This is a genomic window from Shumkonia mesophila (assembly GCF_026163695.1).
Lineage (GTDB): Bacteria > Pseudomonadota > Alphaproteobacteria > Rhodospirillales > Shumkoniaceae > Shumkonia > Shumkonia mesophila.
The window spans coordinates 131,177-148,366 of the sequence record NZ_JAOTID010000015.1 but is presented as its reverse complement, the minus strand read 5'-3'; the positions used below and the strand labels follow the sequence as shown (position 1 = coordinate 148,366).

The 17,190-nt window shown below is 66.6% G+C and carries 13 protein-coding genes and 1 pseudogene; 9 read left to right on the top strand and 5 right to left on the bottom strand.

Annotated elements, in window-relative coordinates:
* From ODR01_RS20855 to ODR01_RS20835, 5 genes and pseudogenes are all read left to right on the top strand, one after another.
* Positions 1 to 288, top strand: a pseudogene (locus ODR01_RS20855) (hypothetical protein); the annotation flags it as partial.
* Positions 289 to 610: 322 nt separating this feature from the next.
* Positions 611 to 3,460, top strand: coding sequence for a hybrid sensor histidine kinase/response regulator (locus ODR01_RS20850; RefSeq protein ID WP_316979636.1), 2,850 nt, complete (start codon positions 611 to 613; stop codon positions 3,458 to 3,460).
* Positions 3,457 to 3,951, top strand: a complete 495-nt coding sequence (locus ODR01_RS20845) for a chemotaxis protein CheW (protein WP_316979635.1) — start codon at positions 3,457 to 3,459, stop codon at positions 3,949 to 3,951. Before ODR01_RS20850 ends, ODR01_RS20845 begins: the two co-directional genes overlap by 4 nt.
* A gap of 79 nt (positions 3,952 to 4,030) precedes the next feature.
* A complete protein-coding gene (locus tag ODR01_RS20840) occupies positions 4,031 to 7,810 on the top strand; it encodes a PAS domain S-box protein (protein ID WP_316979634.1) in 3,780 nt (1,259 codons plus the stop codon).
* A 67-nt stretch (positions 7,811 to 7,877) separates the two neighbouring features.
* A complete protein-coding gene (locus ODR01_RS20835) occupies positions 7,878 to 9,020 on the top strand; it encodes an HD domain-containing phosphohydrolase (protein WP_316979633.1) in 1,143 nt (380 codons plus the stop codon).
* Between the two features lie 21 nt (positions 9,021 to 9,041).
* On the opposite strand, the gene ODR01_RS20830 is transcribed toward ODR01_RS20835, so the two are convergent.
* On the bottom strand, positions 9,042 to 9,947 hold the full coding sequence (locus tag ODR01_RS20830) for a DMT family transporter (RefSeq protein WP_316979632.1): 906 nt from the start codon (positions 9,945 to 9,947) through the stop codon (positions 9,042 to 9,044).
* Between the two features lie 151 nt (positions 9,948 to 10,098).
* On the opposite strand from ODR01_RS20830, the gene ODR01_RS20825 reads away from it, so the two are divergent.
* The gene (locus ODR01_RS20825; RefSeq protein WP_316979631.1) at positions 10,099 to 11,088 is read left to right on the top strand and encodes an aldo/keto reductase; all 990 of its coding nucleotides are present in this window, start codon (positions 10,099 to 10,101) and stop codon (positions 11,086 to 11,088) included.
* Positions 11,089 to 11,092: 4 nt separating this feature from the next.
* Here ODR01_RS20825 and ODR01_RS20820 read toward each other — a convergent pair whose 3' ends face one another.
* Positions 11,093 to 11,785 (bottom strand): metal-dependent hydrolase, encoded by a 693-nt coding sequence (locus ODR01_RS20820; protein ID WP_316979630.1) that lies wholly within the window; start codon positions 11,783 to 11,785, stop codon positions 11,093 to 11,095.
* Positions 11,786 to 11,907: 122 nt separating this feature from the next.
* Here ODR01_RS20820 and ODR01_RS20815 point away from each other — a divergent pair, with 122 nt between their 5' ends.
* Positions 11,908 to 12,897: an aldo/keto reductase gene (locus ODR01_RS20815; protein ID WP_316979629.1), complete on the top strand. Its 990-nt coding sequence runs from the start codon at positions 11,908 to 11,910 to the stop codon at positions 12,895 to 12,897.
* Here the strand turns inward: ODR01_RS20815 and ODR01_RS20810 are convergent.
* Positions 12,890 to 13,843, bottom strand: coding sequence for a heme o synthase (locus ODR01_RS20810; protein ID WP_316979628.1), 954 nt, complete (start codon positions 13,841 to 13,843; stop codon positions 12,890 to 12,892). The two genes, ODR01_RS20815 and ODR01_RS20810, sit on opposite strands and share 8 nt — an antisense overlap.
* 115 nt (positions 13,844 to 13,958) lie before the next feature.
* Positions 13,959 to 15,017, bottom strand: coding sequence for a COX15/CtaA family protein (locus ODR01_RS20805; RefSeq protein ID WP_316979627.1), 1,059 nt, complete (start codon positions 15,015 to 15,017; stop codon positions 13,959 to 13,961).
* 157 nt (positions 15,018 to 15,174) lie between these two features.
* Here ODR01_RS20805 and ODR01_RS20800 point away from each other — a divergent pair, with 157 nt between their 5' ends.
* The gene (locus ODR01_RS20800) at positions 15,175 to 15,450 is read left to right on the top strand and encodes a MoaD/ThiS family protein (RefSeq protein ID WP_316979626.1); all 276 of its coding nucleotides are present in this window, start codon (positions 15,175 to 15,177) and stop codon (positions 15,448 to 15,450) included.
* Positions 15,451 to 15,515: 65 nt separating this feature from the next.
* Positions 15,516 to 15,773 carry a YMGG-like glycine zipper-containing protein gene (locus tag ODR01_RS20795; RefSeq protein ID WP_316979625.1) on the top strand — a complete coding sequence of 86 codons (258 nt, stop codon included), beginning with the start codon at positions 15,516 to 15,518 and terminating at the stop codon, positions 15,771 to 15,773.
* Here the strand turns inward: ODR01_RS20795 and ODR01_RS20790 are convergent.
* Positions 15,770 to 17,188, bottom strand: a complete 1,419-nt coding sequence (locus tag ODR01_RS20790) for a cbb3-type cytochrome c oxidase subunit I (RefSeq protein WP_316979624.1) — start codon at positions 17,186 to 17,188, stop codon at positions 15,770 to 15,772. The two genes, ODR01_RS20795 and ODR01_RS20790, sit on opposite strands and share 4 nt — an antisense overlap.
* Positions 17,189 to 17,190: the final 2 nt, after the last annotated feature.

Genomic DNA, 17,190 nt, shown 5'->3' with positions numbered 1-17,190 from the left:
ATCGAATCGATCACCAAGACGATCTCCAAGATCAACGAGGTCAACTCGGGGGTCGCCTCGGCGGTCGAGGAGCAGGGTGCGGCAACCCAGGAGATCGCCCGCAACGTCGAGCAGGCGTCGGCCGGCACCCACGAGGTCTCCTCCAACATCAGCGGCGTCAGCCAGGCGGCCAACGACACCGGGGCGGCGGCCGCCCAGATCCAGTCGACGGCAGCCGACCTGTCCCGCCAATCCGAGACGCTTCGCGCCGAAGTCGACAAGTTCCTGGCCAACGTACGGGGCGCGTAACCCCCTTCCGTACCCCCCACTCCGCCCACCATCGGCGGGGTGGGGGACGGCCATCGGGCGAATTTTCTTCTTTTTAACGGAAATTGTTTCAGGCTGTCACACTTAGGCGACAAACCGTTACCAAAAACTCCGTCCTAGACATTCTTTCGAAACGTGCGGCCTTTATCGTACCGATGGGATAGAACAGGGCTTCGCCAATCCACCCGACGTTCGCGTGCCGGCGGGAAGACTATCGGGATCGGCGGGTTCGACGGCAACTAGCCGATTGCATGTGGACACGTTGACTCGCCGGAATCCGGTCCGAGGAATAGGGAGTGCAGTGATGGACGATTTATTGACGGATTTTCTGACGGAGACGTCCGAGAATTTGTCGGTCCTGGACGTTGAACTGGTGGAGTTCGAGCGGGATCCGTCGAATTCGGCAATCTTGCAGGACATTTTCCGGCTGGTTCACACGATCAAGGGTACGTGCGGCTTCCTCGGCCTGCCGAGGCTGGAAACGGTCGCCCACTCGGCGGAAAACGTGCTGGGCAAGTTCCGGGACGGCGCGCTGGAGGTGACGCCCGGTTCGGTAACGCTCATCCTGTCCTCGATCGACCGCATCAAGGAGCTGTTGGGAGTCCTCGAGGAGACCGGCACCGAACCCGAGGGCGAGGATGGTGATCTGATCCAACTCCTGAACGCCATGGCGGAAGGCAAGACGGAGTCGCTTCCGACCCCGGCGCCCGCCAAGAAGAAGGCCAAAAAGGAGAAGGAGCAAGAGGCCGCCAGCGTCCCGGTGACGGTGGATGTCGGCTTCCCGGTGGCGGCGGAGTTGCTGGAGGAAGTGGCGGCGGCCGAGGCGGCCGGCATCAAGGCGGCCTCGGACGAGGCGTTGCGCGCGGCAATGGAAGCCGAACGCATGGCGGAAGCCTCCAAAACGGCAACAGCCGTCGAACCGGCGGCCAAGCCGGCGGTCGAAGCGACCGGCGGTGCCGATGAAGTCGACGAGAGCGAGGATGGGGCTTCCGGCTCCGGCGCCTCGGTGGGCAAGCGTTCCGGCTCGGCTACCGGAGTGCGCAAGGAAGCGGAGGGGACCAAGGAGTCGGCGGTCGCCTCGCATTCGATCCGGGTCAGCGTCGGCCTGCTCGAAAACCTGATGACCCTGGTCAGCGAACTGGTGCTGACCCGCAACCAGCTCTTGCAGATGGTCCGCGGCAAGGACGACAGCGAATTCAAGGTGCCCCTGCAGCGCCTGAGCCTGATCACCTCCGACCTCCAGGAGGGGGTGATGAAGACGCGCATGCAGCCGATCGGCAACGCCTGGTCGAAGCTGCCCCGCATCGTGCGCGACCTGTCGGTCGAATCGGGCAAGAAGATCGAACTCCAGATGCTGGGCGCCGACACCGAACTGGATCGCCAGGTTCTGGAGCTGATCAAGGACCCGCTGACCCATATGGTGCGCAACTCGGCCGATCACGGGTTGGAAGGCCCGGCCGACCGCCTCCAGGCGGGCAAGCCCGAGAAGGGGCTGATCCGGCTCAACGCCTATCACGAGGGCGGCCACATCATCATCGAGATTTCCGACGATGGGCGCGGTCTCAACACCAAGCGGATCCGGGCGAAGGCCTTAGCCAACGGCATGGCGACGGAAGCCGAGCTCGAGGCCATGACCGAACAGCAGATCCATCAGTTCATCATGCGCCCCGGCTTCTCGACGGCCGAAAAGATCACCAACGTCTCGGGCCGCGGCGTCGGCATGGACGTGGTGCGCTCGAACATCGAGAAGATCGGCGGCACCATCGAGTTCTCCTCGAAGGAAGGCTCGGGATCGATCTTCACCATCAAGATCCCGCTGACGCTGGCCATCGTCTCGGCGCTGATCGTGGAGTGCGGCGGCGAGCGGTTCGCCATCCCGCAGATCAGCGTGCTGGAACTGGTCCGCGCGTCGGCTCATTCGGAAAGCTCGATCGAACTGATCAACGAGGCGCCGGTCCTGCGCCTGCGCGACCGGTTGCTGCCGCTCGTCCTGCTCAGCCATCTGCTGCGCCTGGACGGCGGCGCCAAGGCGCCGGATCTGGCCCGCGACGAGAAGTTCATCGTGGTCTGCCAGGTCGGCACCTACCGCTTCGGCGTCATCGTCGACCGGGTGTTCGACACCGAGGAAATCGTGGTCAAGCCGGTGTCGCCGATCCTGCGCGAGATCTCCATGTTCTCGGGCAACACCATCCTGGGCGACGGCAGCGTCATCATGATCCTCGACCCCAACGGCATCGCGGCGACGACCAGCGCGGTGACGGTGACCCGCGAGGAAGCGGCCGAGCTGGACGAACGTCACGTGGCCTTCAACGAAGAGGTCACGTCGCTGCTGGTCTTCCGGGCCGGCAACGAGGAACTGAAGGCGGTGCCTTTGGCCCTGGTGGCCCGTCTCGAAGAGATCGACCTCGGCAGCGTCGAGCATTCGCACGGCGTGCCCATGGTGCAGTACCGCGGCCACATCATGCCGCTGGTGCCCTTCAACCCCAGCCACACGTGGGCGACCGAGGGCCGGCAGCCGACCATCGTGTTCACCGAGGGCGACCGTTCAATGGGTCTCGTCGTCGACGACATCATCGACATCGTCGAGGACCGCATCTCTGTGGAACTGAAGGCCGACCAGCCCGGCTTGGTGGGAACCGCCGTGGTGGCCGGCAAGGCGACCGACGTCATCGACACCGCGTTCTATCTGACGCGGGCCTTCAGCGATTGGTTCGGTCGCCCCGGCGGCGGCATGACGCGGGCGGGAGAAGGGCGCAAGGGGCAGCGGTTGCTGCTGATCGACGACAGCCCGTTCTTCCGCAATCTCATGCGCCCGCAGCTGTCGGTGGCCGGCTATGACGTGGTGACGGTCGAGGACGCCGCGGCGGCATTGAAGCTGCGTGACGAAGGCGCGGAATTCGACGCCATCATCAGCGACATCGAGATGCCGGGGATGAGCGGCTACGACTTGGCCCGCGAACTCCGCGCCCAGGGGCCGTGGTCGGCGTTGCCGCTGATCGCGCTCTCCACCCATGCCGGAGAACGCGACATGGCCGAAGGTATGGCGGCCGGCTTTAACGAATATGTGGCCAAGTTCAACCGCGACGCGCTGGTGGCGACCGTCGACCAGGCGATCGCCCAACACGCCCTGCGGGGCCAGGGAGGTGTGCAATGAACGCGCGGACGGCGGTGAAAGCGGAGACATCGGCGGCGACGGCCATCGAACGCGAAACGCGGGAGTACGTGACGTTGACCATTGCCGGGCAGTGGTTCGGCATCCCGGTGCTGACCGTCCAGGACGTGCTGGGCCCGCGTGACGTGGCGCGCATTCCCCTGGCCGATCCGGTGATCGCCGGCTCCATCAACCTTCGGGGCCGCATCGTCACCGTGATCGACATGCGCAAGCGCCTGGCCCTGCCGCCCCGGCCCGACGACAAGCCGGGCATGAACGTCGTCGTCGAGCATGGCGGCAACCTCTATTCCCTGCTCATCGATGCCGTCGGCGAGGTCATGGAAGTGCCGGGCGACAAGTACGAGAAGAACCCGGCCACCATCGATCCGCTGTGGCGCGACTTCTCCGAGGGCATCTATCGTCTCAAGAACCAGCTCCTCATCGTGCTGAACGTCGAAAAGCTGTTCGAAGTGGGAGAGACGAGGTCGAACTAATCTCCTGGAATCAGACCAGGAAAAGCGCAACCGTATCCCAGGCAGTAGGACGGCGGATCGTGCGGTGGGGACAAACACCATGAACAGTCCGATCAGCGTTCTTCTGGTGGGGGGATCGGAAGCCGACGCGGAGGAACTGCTTCATGCGCTGGAAAAGGGCCCCTTCGCTCCGACCGTCCACCGCGTCACCAGCAGAAACGCCTTCCGCAAGGCCCTCGCCGACGGCGAATGGGACGCCGTGGTCGCAGACCACGACCATTCGCCTTTCGGCGGCGCCCCCGTCTTCCAGACCTATCAGGAAGCCGGCAAGGACGTTCCGTTCATCCTGGTTTCCGCCACCGCCGACGCCTCCACTGCGGCGGAACTGGTGGCGGGTGGCGTTCACGACTGTATCGAAAGAAGTCGTCTCGACCGCCTGGTTCCCGCTCTCGTCCGCGAACTGAAGGCGGCCCGCACGCGTCAGAACCATCGCCAGGTCGAGCGGGCGCTGCGCGAGAGCGAGGCCCGCTTTCGCGCCGTCATCGACAACTCTCCGGCCGCCATCGTCGTCAAGGACACCGAAGGACGGCTGCTGCTCGTCAACAAGCAATGGGAACGCCAGCAGGGGCTGAGCGCCGCGGAGGCCGAGGGGAAGACCCTGCGCGATCTGTTCCGCCGGGAAACCGCCGCCATCCTCAACGATCACGACGAGGACGTTCTGGCGACCGGACGCCCCGCCGAATTCGAATACGAAACGGTGGGCGTCGACGGCCTGCCGCAGACGGACATGGTGGTGAAGTTCCCGATCCTCGGCCCCGACGGGTCCGTCGCCGCCATCGGCGCCTCCCATACCAACATCACCGAGAGAAAGCGGGCCGAGGAGGCCCTGCGCTGGTCGGAATGGGACCTGCGCGGCATCCTCGACAACATGGTCGACACCTTCTTTCGCACCGATCGCGAAGGACGCATCATCATGATGTCGCCCTCGGTCGTCGATCTGACCGGATTCGCCCCGGAAGAGATGCTGGGCCACCACTTCGCCAGCTTCTTCGCCGATCCCGGCACACCGACCGACCTGATGATGCTGCTGGACGATAACGGCGGCAAGCTGGACGGGTACGAAGTCATGCTTCGTCATCGGGACGGCACCGAACTGTGGGCGCTGACCACGGCCCGCCGCTATTTCGACGAGGACGGCGACATCGCCGGCATCGAAGGCGTGGCCCACGACATCACGGTCAGAAAGCGCGCCGAGCAGGCGCTGCGGGACAGCGAGGATCGCTTCCGGGATTTCGCCGAGGCCAGCTCGGACTGGATGTGGGAAACCAACCCGGACAATTGCTTCGCGTTCGTGTCCGACCGGTTTCTCGAACTGGTGGGCGTGCCGAAAGAGAAGATCATCGGCCAATCGCCGTTCACGGCCGGCGATCCGATCATCCACCCCGCCGACCTGGTGGCGCACAAGGAAGTGCTGGCCGGCCGCCACCCCTTCCGCGACTTCCAGTATTCCATAAAGGACAGCGGCGGCGGACTGCATGTCATTCGCTTGAGCGGCAAGCCGCGCTTCGGGGCGGACGGCGCGTTCCTGGGTTATCGCGGCACCGGCAACGACATCACCGCCATCGTCGCCGCCGAGGAGCGCGAAACCCTGGTCCGCCGGCAGTTCCTCGACGCCATCGAAACGGTGCCGGTTTCCTTTGCGCTGTTCGATGCCGACGACCGGCTGGTCCTGTGGAATCAGCTCTACCAGTCGCAGATCCTCCCGGAGATCAAGCTGAAGCCCGGTCTTCGCTTCGAGGATATGATCCGCCAGGCCGTCGCCAACGGCCGGATCGACGGCAATACCGAACAGCGGGAAACGTGGATTCGGGGGCGCCTGGATCGTCATCGCGAACCGGCCGGCCCGTTCGTGCTCCAGCGGACCGCCGACTGGCTGCAGATCCGCGAACATCGCACGCCCGACGGCAGCACGCTTTTGGTCGCCGTCGACATCTCCGACCTGCGCCGCACCGAGGAGGCGCTGCGCGATGCCCAGGCTTCGCTCGAGTCGGTGCTGTCCGCCGCCCCCGTCGCCCTGTGGGCGATGGACGCGGAAGGTCAGTTCACCTTGTCGCGGGGCATGGGGCTTGGCACGCCGGGCGGGCACCCGGACGACATGGTCGGGCGCAGCGTCACGGACGTCTACGGCAAATATCCCGAGATCGTCGATGCCGCCAACCGGGCGCGGCATGGCGCCACCGTTCACGCCACCGCTTCCGTCGCCGGCCGCTATTTCGCGCTCCGGTTCCAGCCAATGCTGGGCAGCAACGGCGAATATCGCGGCTGCGTCGGCGTCGCCATCGACATCACCGAGCGCCGCCAGGCCGAAGAAAATCTCCGCAAGCTGTCGCTGGCGGTGGAACAGAGCCCGGCCGCCACCCTGATCACCAATCTCGACGGCATCATCGAATACGCCAACCCGCGCTTCTACGAGACCACCGGCTTCACGCCGGCCGAGACGCTGGGCAAGACGCCCGCCTTCCTCAAGTCCGAGGATACCGACACCGAGCAGTTCGACCAGATGTGGACCACCATCATGTCGGGGCGCGAATGGCGCGGCGAACTGCGCAACCGGCGCAAAAACGGCGAGCTGTTCTGGTCCTCCACCGCGATCTGCCCGATCATCAACACGTCCGGCGACATCACCAACTTCCTCAGCGTGGCCGAGGACACCACCGACAAGCGGCGGATGGAGGAACAGCTCCGTCACGCCCAGAAACTGGAAGCGGTGGGCACGCTGGCCGGCGGCGTCGCCCACGACTTCAACAACATCCTGACCGGCATCCTCGGCCATTGCCAGATCGCCATCGAGAAGCTGGACCCCGACGCCGACGTCCAGTTCAACCTGGACCAGATCATGGTCGCCTCCGACCGCGCCAAGGACCTGGTCCAGCAACTGCTGGCCTTCAGCCGGCGCCGCGAAGCCAACCTGAAGCCGGTCAGCCTGAACGCCATCGTGGATGAGGCCGTGAAGCTCGTCCACGCCTCGATTCCCTCGACCATCGTTATCGAGTGGCAGGTGGCCGAAAACTCGGTGACGGTGCTGGCCGACCCGACGCAGATCCATCAGGTTCTGCTCAATCTCTGTTCCAACGCCGCCGACGCCATCGGAGACACGGCGGGCGCCATCATCATCTGCGTCGAGAGCATCGTGACGACGGCGCCGATCGGCGTCGCCGGCCACGACCTCGCCCCCGGGCAGTACGCCTGCCTCCGGGTCGGCGACACCGGCTGCGGCATGGACCCCTATACCCTGGCCCGCGCCTTCGATCCCTTCTTCACCACCAAGCCGGTCGGCGCCGGAACCGGCCTCGGCCTGGCCGCCGTCCACGGCATCGTGCAGGACCACGGCGGCGGCATCGAAGTGCTGAGCGAACCGGGGAAGGGAACCACGTTCAGCATTTATCTGCCGTGCGCCCGCGTCGAAACCGCCAAGGACGTCAAGAAGATCCGCACCGAATTCGGCGGCACCGAGCGCATCCTGCTGGTCGACGACGAACGGATGGTCCTGCAGTCGATCGGAACCTATCTCGAGCATTTCGGATACAAGGTGGAAGCCCTAACCAGCCCGGCCGCCGCGCTGGCGGTCTTCCAGTCGATGGCGGACCAGTTCGACATCGTCGTCACCGATCAGGTCATGCCGAACATGACGGGCGACGTCTTGGCCCGCAAGCTGCGCGAACTGCGCCCCGACATCCCAATCATTCTGTGCACCGGCTACGCGCCGCCGGCCTCGGCCCTGGCGCACAAGGCCGTCGGCATCAACGAAGTGGTTCGCAAGCCGATCGAGCCCAGCGAACTGGGACAGATCATCCGCCGAACCCTGGATGCCAAACCGTGAGTGGCAAAGGAGGGCCGGCGCCGATGACCGAACGGCAGGCGAACCGGCAGGCAAAGATGGTAAGGCCATGAAGTTTGTCAGCACTCGAACGGGCACCTCGACGCAATCCTCGGGAGGCCACATTTCCTCGGCCAAGGTCCTGGTGGTCGACGACGAGTCGATCGTGCGCTCCTCCGTCGTCGGCTACCTGTCGCTGAAGGGGTTCTCCTGTCTCGAAGCGGTGAACGTGGACGACGCGCTTGCCATTCTGGCGACGGAAGAAGAGTCCATCGGCGTCGTGCTTTCCGACCTCAAGATGCCGGGACGGTCGGGAATCGATCTCTTGGCCGAGGTGCGCAAACGCGACCTGCCGGATCTCGAATTCCTGGTCATGACCGGACACGGCGACACCGCCTCGGCAATCGCCGCCCTGCGCCATGGCGCCTCGGATTTCCTGTTGAAGCCGGTCGACTTCACGCACCTGTTCAACGTCGTGCAGCAGGCCGGCGAGCGCTATGATCGCCACCGCTCGCAACGGGCGGTCCAGAAGGAGTTGATGGGCCAGGTGCGCCGCAAGACCACGGAGGCGCAGACGCTGGCCGGCCTGCTCGACGCCGCCGACGAGGATTCCGCCCGCCACCTGGCGGTCGCCGCCGAGTTCCGGGACACCGAAACCGGGGCGCACAACGCGCGCATCGGCATCTATGCGGGAATCCTGGCGGAAGCGCTGGGCTGGTCCGAGGAGCAGCGCCGCCAGATCGAGTTGGCCGCTCCCCTTCACGACGTCGGCAAGATCGGCATCCCCGACCGTATCCTGATGAAGTCGGGTCGGCTGAGCGACGAGGAGTTCGACACCATCAAGGGCCACTGCGCCATCGGGCATCGCATCTTGTCGGTATCCCACCAGCCGACCATGAAGTGCGCCGCCGAGATCGCGCTCTGCCATCACGAACGCTGGAACGGCGGCGGCTATCCGAACAACCTCAAGGGCGAAGCCATTCCGATCAACGCCCGCATCGTCGCCATCTGCGACGTCTACGACGCGCTCCGCTCCCAGCGCCCCTACAAGTCGGCGCTGTCCCACGAGGAGGTGGTGCGCATCATCCTGGAAGGCGACGACCGCACCCGCCCCGACCACTACGATCCGCAACTGCTCGAGCTGTTCCGCCAGAACGCGCACCGCTTCGACGACGTCTTCAATCAATCGCAGGAAGACGAAGGGTCACGCTGACGGGCCGGAGACAAGGGCAATTCAGTCGCCCGGAAGGACACTGCTTCCAGCGGCGTTCGCCTCCCGGCGGTAGATGTAGAGTCCGGCCCCGACGATGACCGCCGCACCCAGCACCGTCCACCCATCGGGCAGGTTGCCGAAGAGGGTATAACCGAACAGGGTTGCCCAGATCAGCCGCGAGTACTCGAATGGGCTGACGACCCCGGCCGCCGCCGCCCGGAAGGCCCGGATGAGGGCGAAATGGTTGGCGCCGCCCATCCCCCCCAGCATGATCAGCAGCAGCCATCCCTTGGTGTCGAGCGGCACCCACACAAAGGGGACGATCACGCTCATGACCAGCGCCCCGACCGAGGCTGTGTAAACCAGTGTGGTCAAGGTCGAATCGGTGCGACTCAGATGGCGGGTCGTCACCATGTAAAGGGCGTAGAGGAACGCCGTTGCCATCGGAAAAACCGCCCACAGGTTAAACGCCTCGCCGCCGGGCCGAATGATGATCAACGCACCCGCGAAGCCGGCGCACACCGCGACCCAGCGGCGCGGCCCCACCCGTTCGCGCAGAAGCGGCACCGACAGCGCGGTGACGATCAGGGGCGCCAGGAACAGGATGGTGCTGGCCTCGGTCAGCGGCATGTTCTGGAGGCCGAACAGGAACGTCACGGTGGCGCCCAGAAGCATCGCCGAACGCGCCAGTTGCACCCCCAGCCGTTGGGTGCGCGCCAGGGCCGGCAGGCGCGGCGCCAGGGCCAGCACCACGACGACCGCCTGGAAGGTATAGCGCGCCCAGACGATCTGCAGCACCGGGTAGAACTGGGTCAGATACTTGGCGGTGGCGTCCATGCCGGCCGCCACCAGGACCGACAGCAGCATCCAGGCGATGCCCTGCCTGGCCTGGGACAAGCGGAAAAACGGCGTTCCCCCTGTTGTCATGATAGGCTCGTGCCTTCCCGTCGATGGCTTCTGAGTTCCGTCCCCCGGAAAGCGGAAACTCGATTGGCCGGCGGCTCCCGTGGCGCTTATCATGGGCCCGCGGCAACCGGTACGGCGCCGTCGAAAATGAAGCAATCCGCGGAGGGTGTCCATGCAATACGTCAACCTGGGAAGCTCGGGGCTCAAGGTCAGCCGCATCTGTTTCGGCACCGCGGCGATCGGCAGCCCGGCCTGGCAGCCGTGGGCCATCGGCGAGGCCGAGGCCAGGCCGCTGTTCAGGAAGGCGCTCGACCTCGGCATCACCTATTTCGACACCGCCGACCGCTACAGCACCGGCTTGAGCGAGGAAATCACCGGCACGCTGCTGAAGGAACTGGCGCCGCGCCACCAAGTCGTGCTGTCCACCAAGGTCTGTGGCCGCATGGGCGACGGTCCCAACGACGAGGGGTTGAGCCGCAAGCACATCATGGAGTCCATCGACGCCAGCCTTGGGCGCCTCAAGACCGACTATATCGACCTCTACGTCATTCACCGTTTCGACGCCCAGACTCCGATCGAGGAGGCGATGGACGCCCTGAACGACGTCGTGAAGGCGGGCAAGGCCCGCTACATCGGGGCCTCCAGCATGGCCGCCTTCCAGTTCGCCAAGATGCGCTTCGTGGCCGAGCGCCATGGCTGGGCCAACTTCGTCTCGATGCAGAATCTCTACAACCTGCTCTACCGCGAAGAAGAGCGCGAGATGATCCCCTTCTGCGTCGAGGAAGGGGTCGGCCTGACGCCATGGAGCCCGCTGGCCCGCGGCTTCTTCGCCAACCGCCGGGGCAAGGCCGAATCGCTTCGCGCCCAGACCGACAGGAAGGCCCAGGAGCTGTTCCACCGCGATCTCGATTTCGCCATCGCCGAGCGGGTCGAGAAGGTCGCCGCCAGGCACGGCGTCAAGCCGATCCAGGTCGCCCTGGCCTGGATGCTGGCCAAGCCCGGCATCGCCGCCCCGGTGGTCGGCGCCATCAAGGAAAGCTATGTCGAGGACGCCGTCGCCGCGCTCGACATCCGGCTCGACGGGGACGACATGAAAAGCCTGGAAGAGCTCTACGAACCCCGCCCCGTCTACGGCTTCGAGCTGGCCGGCCGCGGCGCTTAGCCGATCATAGCGTGAGCGTGCCGCCGGGCTCCAGGACCTCGACCCGGCCGCGCTTGACCAGGCGCTTGAACTCGTCGGCGCCGCCGGCCAGCACCGGGAAGGTCTTGTAGTGCATGGGGACGATGACCTCGAGGTCGAGGAACTCATTGCAAGCCAGCGCCGCGCCCCGGGCGTCCATGGTGAAATGGCCGCCGATGGGAAGCAACCCGACGTTGGGCGCGTGCAGCCGCTGGATCAGCGCCATGTCGGAAAACACGTCGGTGTCCCCCGTGTGGTAGACCGACCAGCGGCCGGCCTTGACGACGAAGCCGGCGCAGACGCCCATGTAGAGCATGCGCCCGTCGGCATGGGCAAAGCCCGCGCTGTGCAGGGCGGTGACCATGGTGAAGGACAGGGGGCCCGCCGTCACCGTGCCGCCGATGTTCATCGGCACGCAATTCTCGTAACCCTGCTGGCCCAGCCAATGGGCGATCTCGAAGATCGAGACGACCTGGGCGCCATGCGCCTTGGCGAGGCTCAGCGTATCGCCCAGATGGTCGCCGTGCCCGTGGGTGACCAGGATGTGGTCGACCTTGCCGAATCCCTTTTCGGCGCCGGCCGGGAATTTGGGGTTGCCGGAAAAGTAGGGGTCGATCAGCACCGTCTTGCCCTCGGCCGTCAGGCGGAACGCCGAATGCCCCAGCCACTGGATCTCCATGGGCGACCTCCTTCCCTCATGCGTTGCATCGTCAGCCATCCAGATTATGGTGGAAGAACGGCCGGTCAATGCCAAATTCGGTAAATTGGCCCCCTTCCCCCGACAGGCGCAGGAGACGACCCATGCTTTACGTCAATCTCGGAAAGACAGGATTGAAGGTCAGCCGCCTGTGCCTGGGCTGCATGAGCTATGGCCGCCGCTCGTGGCGCGACTGGGTGCTGGACGAGGACGAGGCCCGGCCCTTTTTCAAGCGGGCGCTGGAACTGGGGATCAATTTCTTCGACACCGCCGACATGTACGCCGAAGGCGCCAGCGAGGAAGTGACCGGCCGCGCGCTCAAGGATTTCGCCAGGCGCGACCAGGTGGTCATCGCCACCAAGCTGTTCAACCCGATGGGGGACGGCCCCAACGACAAGGGGCTCGGCCGCAAGCACGTCATGGACGCCATCGACGCCAGCCTCCGCCGTCTCGGCACCGATTACGTCGACCTCTACTACATCCACCGCTTCGACTACGAGACCCCCATCGAGGAAACCATGGAGGCGCTCCACGACGTCGTGAAGGCCGGCAAGGCCCGCTACATCGGGGCCTCCAGCATGCACGCCTTCCAGTTCGCCAAGATGCAGTTCGCCGCCGAACGGCACGGCTGGACCAAATTCGTCGCCATGCAGAACCACTACAACCTGGTCTATCGCGAGGAAGAGCGCGAGATGATCCCCTATTGCCGCGAGGATGGGGTCGGGGTGGTGCCGTGGAGCCCGCTGGCGCGCGGCTTTTTGGCCGGCAACCGCGACCGGAAGGGCGGCGGCGCCACGCCGCGGGCCGAAAGCGACGCCTACGCGAAGATGCTCTACTTCCAGCCGAACGATTTCGACGTCGCCGAGCGATTGGTCGAGGTGGCGAAGGAACGCGACGCGGCGCCGGCCCAGGTCGCACTGGCCTGGGTACTGGCCCGGCCTGGCATTACGTCCCCCATCGTCGGTGCCACCAAGATGGCGCAGCTGGAGGACGCGGTAACGGCGCTGGACATCAGCCTGACGGCCGAGGAGATGGCGCGGCTGGAAGAGCCCTATGCGCCGCATCAGATCCGGGATTTCGAAACCGCTAAATGAAGGCCGCGAGCGCGGAGTCGGCCAACAGGGCGACGAAGACCAGGAACAGGTAAAGGATCGAGAAGCCGAACAGCGGCCGGGCCGAGCGGTCGGTGTCGTCGCGCCAGACGCGAAGGGCGTGGCGCAGCAGCATGACGCCCAATCCCAGGGCGACCACGCCGTAAAGCGGGCCGGCCAGGCCGATGACGGTCGGGGCCAGCGAGGCCGGCACCAGCAACAGGGTGTAGACGAGGATCTGCAGGCGGGTGGCCCGCTCGCCGGCCACCACCGGCAGCATGGGCACCCGGGCCCGGGCATAATCGTCGCGGCGGAACAGCGCCAGCGCCCACGAGTGCGGCGGCGTCCACAGGAAGATGATGGCGAACAGCGCGATGGCGCCGGCATCGACGCTGCCGGTCACCGCCGCCCAGCCGACCACCGGCGGCAGGGCGCCCGAGGCGCCGCCGATGACGATGTTCTGCGGCGTGCGGCGCTTCAGCCACATGGTGTAGATGAAGATGTAATAGACGAGGGTGGTCGCCAGCAGCGCCGCCGCCAGGGCGTTGACGAGGGCCGCCATCGCCGCCACCGAGGCGACGGCAAGCACGACGCCGAAGACGAGCGCCAGGGCCGGGCGCATGCGGCCGGCCGGGATGGGCCGCTCGCGGGTGCGGGCCATCTCGCGGTCGATGTCGCGGTCGTACCACATGTTGATGGCGCCAGCCGCCCCGGCACCCACCGCGACGCAGGCGATGGCGATGACGCCGGTCAGCGGGTCGACGCTGCCCGGGGCCACCAGCATGCCGACCATGGCGGTGAAGACCACCAGCGACATCACATTGGGCTTGAGGATGATGGCGTAATCGGCCAGCCGGAACCGATAGTCCGGCCGGCGGACGGCGACCTGTTCCCCCCCGGCCAGGGAGGCGGGGGACGGGTGGGCGGTGGTTGCGCTCGATCGGGTCAACGGTGTGTCCTGCGGATCGCCCCACGTACCCCCAACGGCCGTGCGGGTTCTTGGGGAATATAGAGTGGCGCCAGCCGGAGACAAGAGAGGGGCCCCGGCTTCTTGCGACTGTTTCTCAATTTCCGGCGGGGTCGCGGCGCATTTCGAAGGCGGCCCACAGGGTGGCGCTGAACAGCGCGACGGCGCCGGCCTGATGGAGAAGGGCCAGCGGCAACGGCACGACGAGCAGCAGCGTGGAAATGCCCAGCGCCGCCTGGATCAGCACCGTCATGGCCAGGATGTCGATGGCCAGGCGGGCCCGCCAGGACAATCCGGCGCGGCGCGCCCACGCCCAGAAGGCGAGGATTCCCGCCACCGTCGCCAGGGCCAGCAGCCGGTGGTCGAACTGCAGGGTCGTCACGTCCTCGAAGAAGTTGATCCACAAGGGTTGGAGCGCGAACAACTCCTCGGGAATCCATTCGCCGTCCATGGTCGGAAAGGTGTTGTAGGCGAAACCGGCGTTGTTGCCCGCGACCAGGCCGCCCGACAGGATGGTGGTGAAGACAAGGCCGACCATGCCCCACGCGACGCGGCGCCGCCTGATGGTGGCGGCGGACGCCGCGCCACCCGCGGCCGGGACCAGCAGCCCCATGGCCACCCACAGCATGTAGCCGAGGATGGCGACGGCCAGCGCCAGGTGGGCGGTCAGCCGATACGCGCTGACGTCCGGCTCGTCGATGAGCCCGCTTTTCACCATGTACCAGCCGAGGGCCCCCTGCAGGCCGCCCAGCACGAACATGACCAGCAGTTTGGGCAGCAGCCGCTTGTCGACCCAACCGCGGGCGAAGAAGAAGACGAAGGGCACCAGGAAGGCGACGCCGATCACCCGCCCCCACAGGCGATGGAAGTATTCGATCAGGAAGATGGTGCGGAAATCGTCCAGCGACATGCCGGCATTGACTTCGCGGTACTCGGGAAAGCGCCGGTAGTCGGCGAAGGCGGCCTCCCACTGCTCGAGCGTCAGCGGCGGCAGCCAGCCGGTCAGCGGCTTCCATTCGACGATGGAAAGCCCGGCGTAGGTCAGCCGGGTGAAGCCGCCGATCAGCACCATGACATAGACCATGACGCACATGGCAAGCAGCCAATAGGCGACGGTCCGCTGACGGGCACTGCGCCCGGCATCAAGGTGTTCCATCCGCTCCTCCCATTCTGGCATCCTCCCTGCCGCCGGGATGCCGGTCGCAAGTATCCGACACGGACGGTCGGGAACCAAGTCTTTCCTGCCGCCATGCCGGGGGAGACACCGGGCTGGATTTGCGCTATCTGTGCCGCCGGAAAGGAAAGGGCGTCCCATGGCCGCGATGACGCGCATCAAGTGGTACCCGCCCCTGGATTCCGTCAAGGGGCCGGAAAGCGAAATCGAGATCGACGGCCCGACGGCGGTGGCCGACCTGCTCCGCCGCCTGTGCGCCGAGGACCCGGCGCTGGCGCGTTTCGCGCATGTCGATGCCGAAAGCAACCTGGTGCTCGGCCTCATGGTGCTGAACGGCGAAACCCTGCTGCGTCCCTCCGACACCGTGGAACCGGGCGGCCGGCTGGAGATCCTGGCCGCCATCGACGGCGGCTGATCGGCGGGAACCTCCTGGCGCGGTGGCCGTTAAGTATCGGTCACTCACAGAGCAAGGAGGATGTCATGACCTTAGGAAAATGGCTGGCCCCGGCCGCTCTCGCCGCCGCGATGCTGGCGGTCGCCGGCTGCGGCGAGACAAGGACGGATCGGGCGATCAGTGGCGGCGCCATCGGCGCCGGCGCCGGCGCCGTCGGCGGCGCGTTGATGGGCAGCCCGGGGACGGGGGCGCTTCTCGGCGGCGCCGCCGGCGCCGCGGCCGGCGGTCTGACCGACAAGGAAGACATCGACCTCGGCGACCCGATCTGGAAGGACAACGACTAGGCGGACGTCCTATCCACCGGCGGGACGCGGCCGAACAGGGCCCTGCCCGCCACCCAGATGAACAGGAGGCCGCCGGTCACGGCGATAAGCGCGCCGACGCCGTTCAGGCTCATGCCGACGATGGCGCCAACGTCGATCAGGCCCTGGGCGGCGCCCGCCACCTTGCGCGGGGCCCCGTGACCGCCGGCGATGAAAAGCCCGATGCAGGCCAAGGTCTGGCCGGCGGCAAACGCGATGACCAGGACATTAAGCCGTCGGCCCGGGCGGGGCGCCCGCCCCAGCAGCGGCAGGAAAAGGCCCAGGAAAAGCCCCATGAAGGAAAGCGTCACGCCGGCGATCACCGCGTGATAGTGGGCCGGCGTGCGGGTGTCGGCGCCGTCGATGAACATGCCCAGCACGCCGCCCAGGGCGAACACGCCGACCGACAGGACCAGGCTGAGGAACACCGGGTTGCGCCATGGCAGCGCGGCGGGTTTCCCGCGCCGGCCAAGGACCAGCACGCCGGCCGCGGCGACGACGACCGTCGGCGGACCCAGCGCCCACAGCAGGCCCGAGAAGGCCAGGGTCTGTTCGGCCGCGAACGGCGGAAAGACGAAGTAGAAGACCGGCGCCGGCAGGGCGCAGAGGATGAGAAAGACGATGGCCCCCTTGACCAGCCGCGCGGGGAAAACCTCGCCCGCCAGGGTCAGGCGGGCCAGCGTCGACCACGCACCCACCATCAGGATGGTGCTGATGAACTGCAACAGATGGCCCCCGCCCCAGAACAGTTCCTCGTTGAAGGCGAAGGATGGCGTCTGGCCGGCCAGATTGCCGTAGGCGAGGCCGAAGCAGACCAGCGCCAGGCAGAAGACGACGGCGGCGCCCAGTGCCGCCACCGACAGGTCGTCGGGCGGAAGGCCCAGGCGGGCCACCGGCGCCGCCAACAGGCGGGCCACCGGCAGCATCAGGCCGAGCGCCAGCACGCCGAGGCCGGCGTAATAAAGCGGATCGATGATCGCCGGCACGTAGTTGTTGAGCGTCGGCTCGCCGCGATCGAGCAGGGCCGGCACGAACAGCAACACGCAGGCGATGGCGGCCAGCACCGGTCCGGCGCGTCCGGCCCCGGCCAGCGGCGGCCGGCCGCCGGCGACCCGCCAGGCCGCCAGGGTCAGGAAGGCGCCCAGGACTGCCAGGAACCACACAATGAAGGCGAACACCACGTGGACCACCAGCCCCTTGCCGAAGAAGGCGGCCGGCCACGGCACCCAGGCCTGGATGCCCGGCGTGCGCGAGAGCGCCAGCAGCAGCGCGAAGACGCCGGCCACCGCCAACGACAGGATGGCCAGCGCGCACCATCCCCGAAGTTCGCTGCGCGCCGCCGGGTCGGCCAGCGCGTCGCCGTAGGAGGCAAGGAGGGGGGAAGCGTGCGCGCGCATGG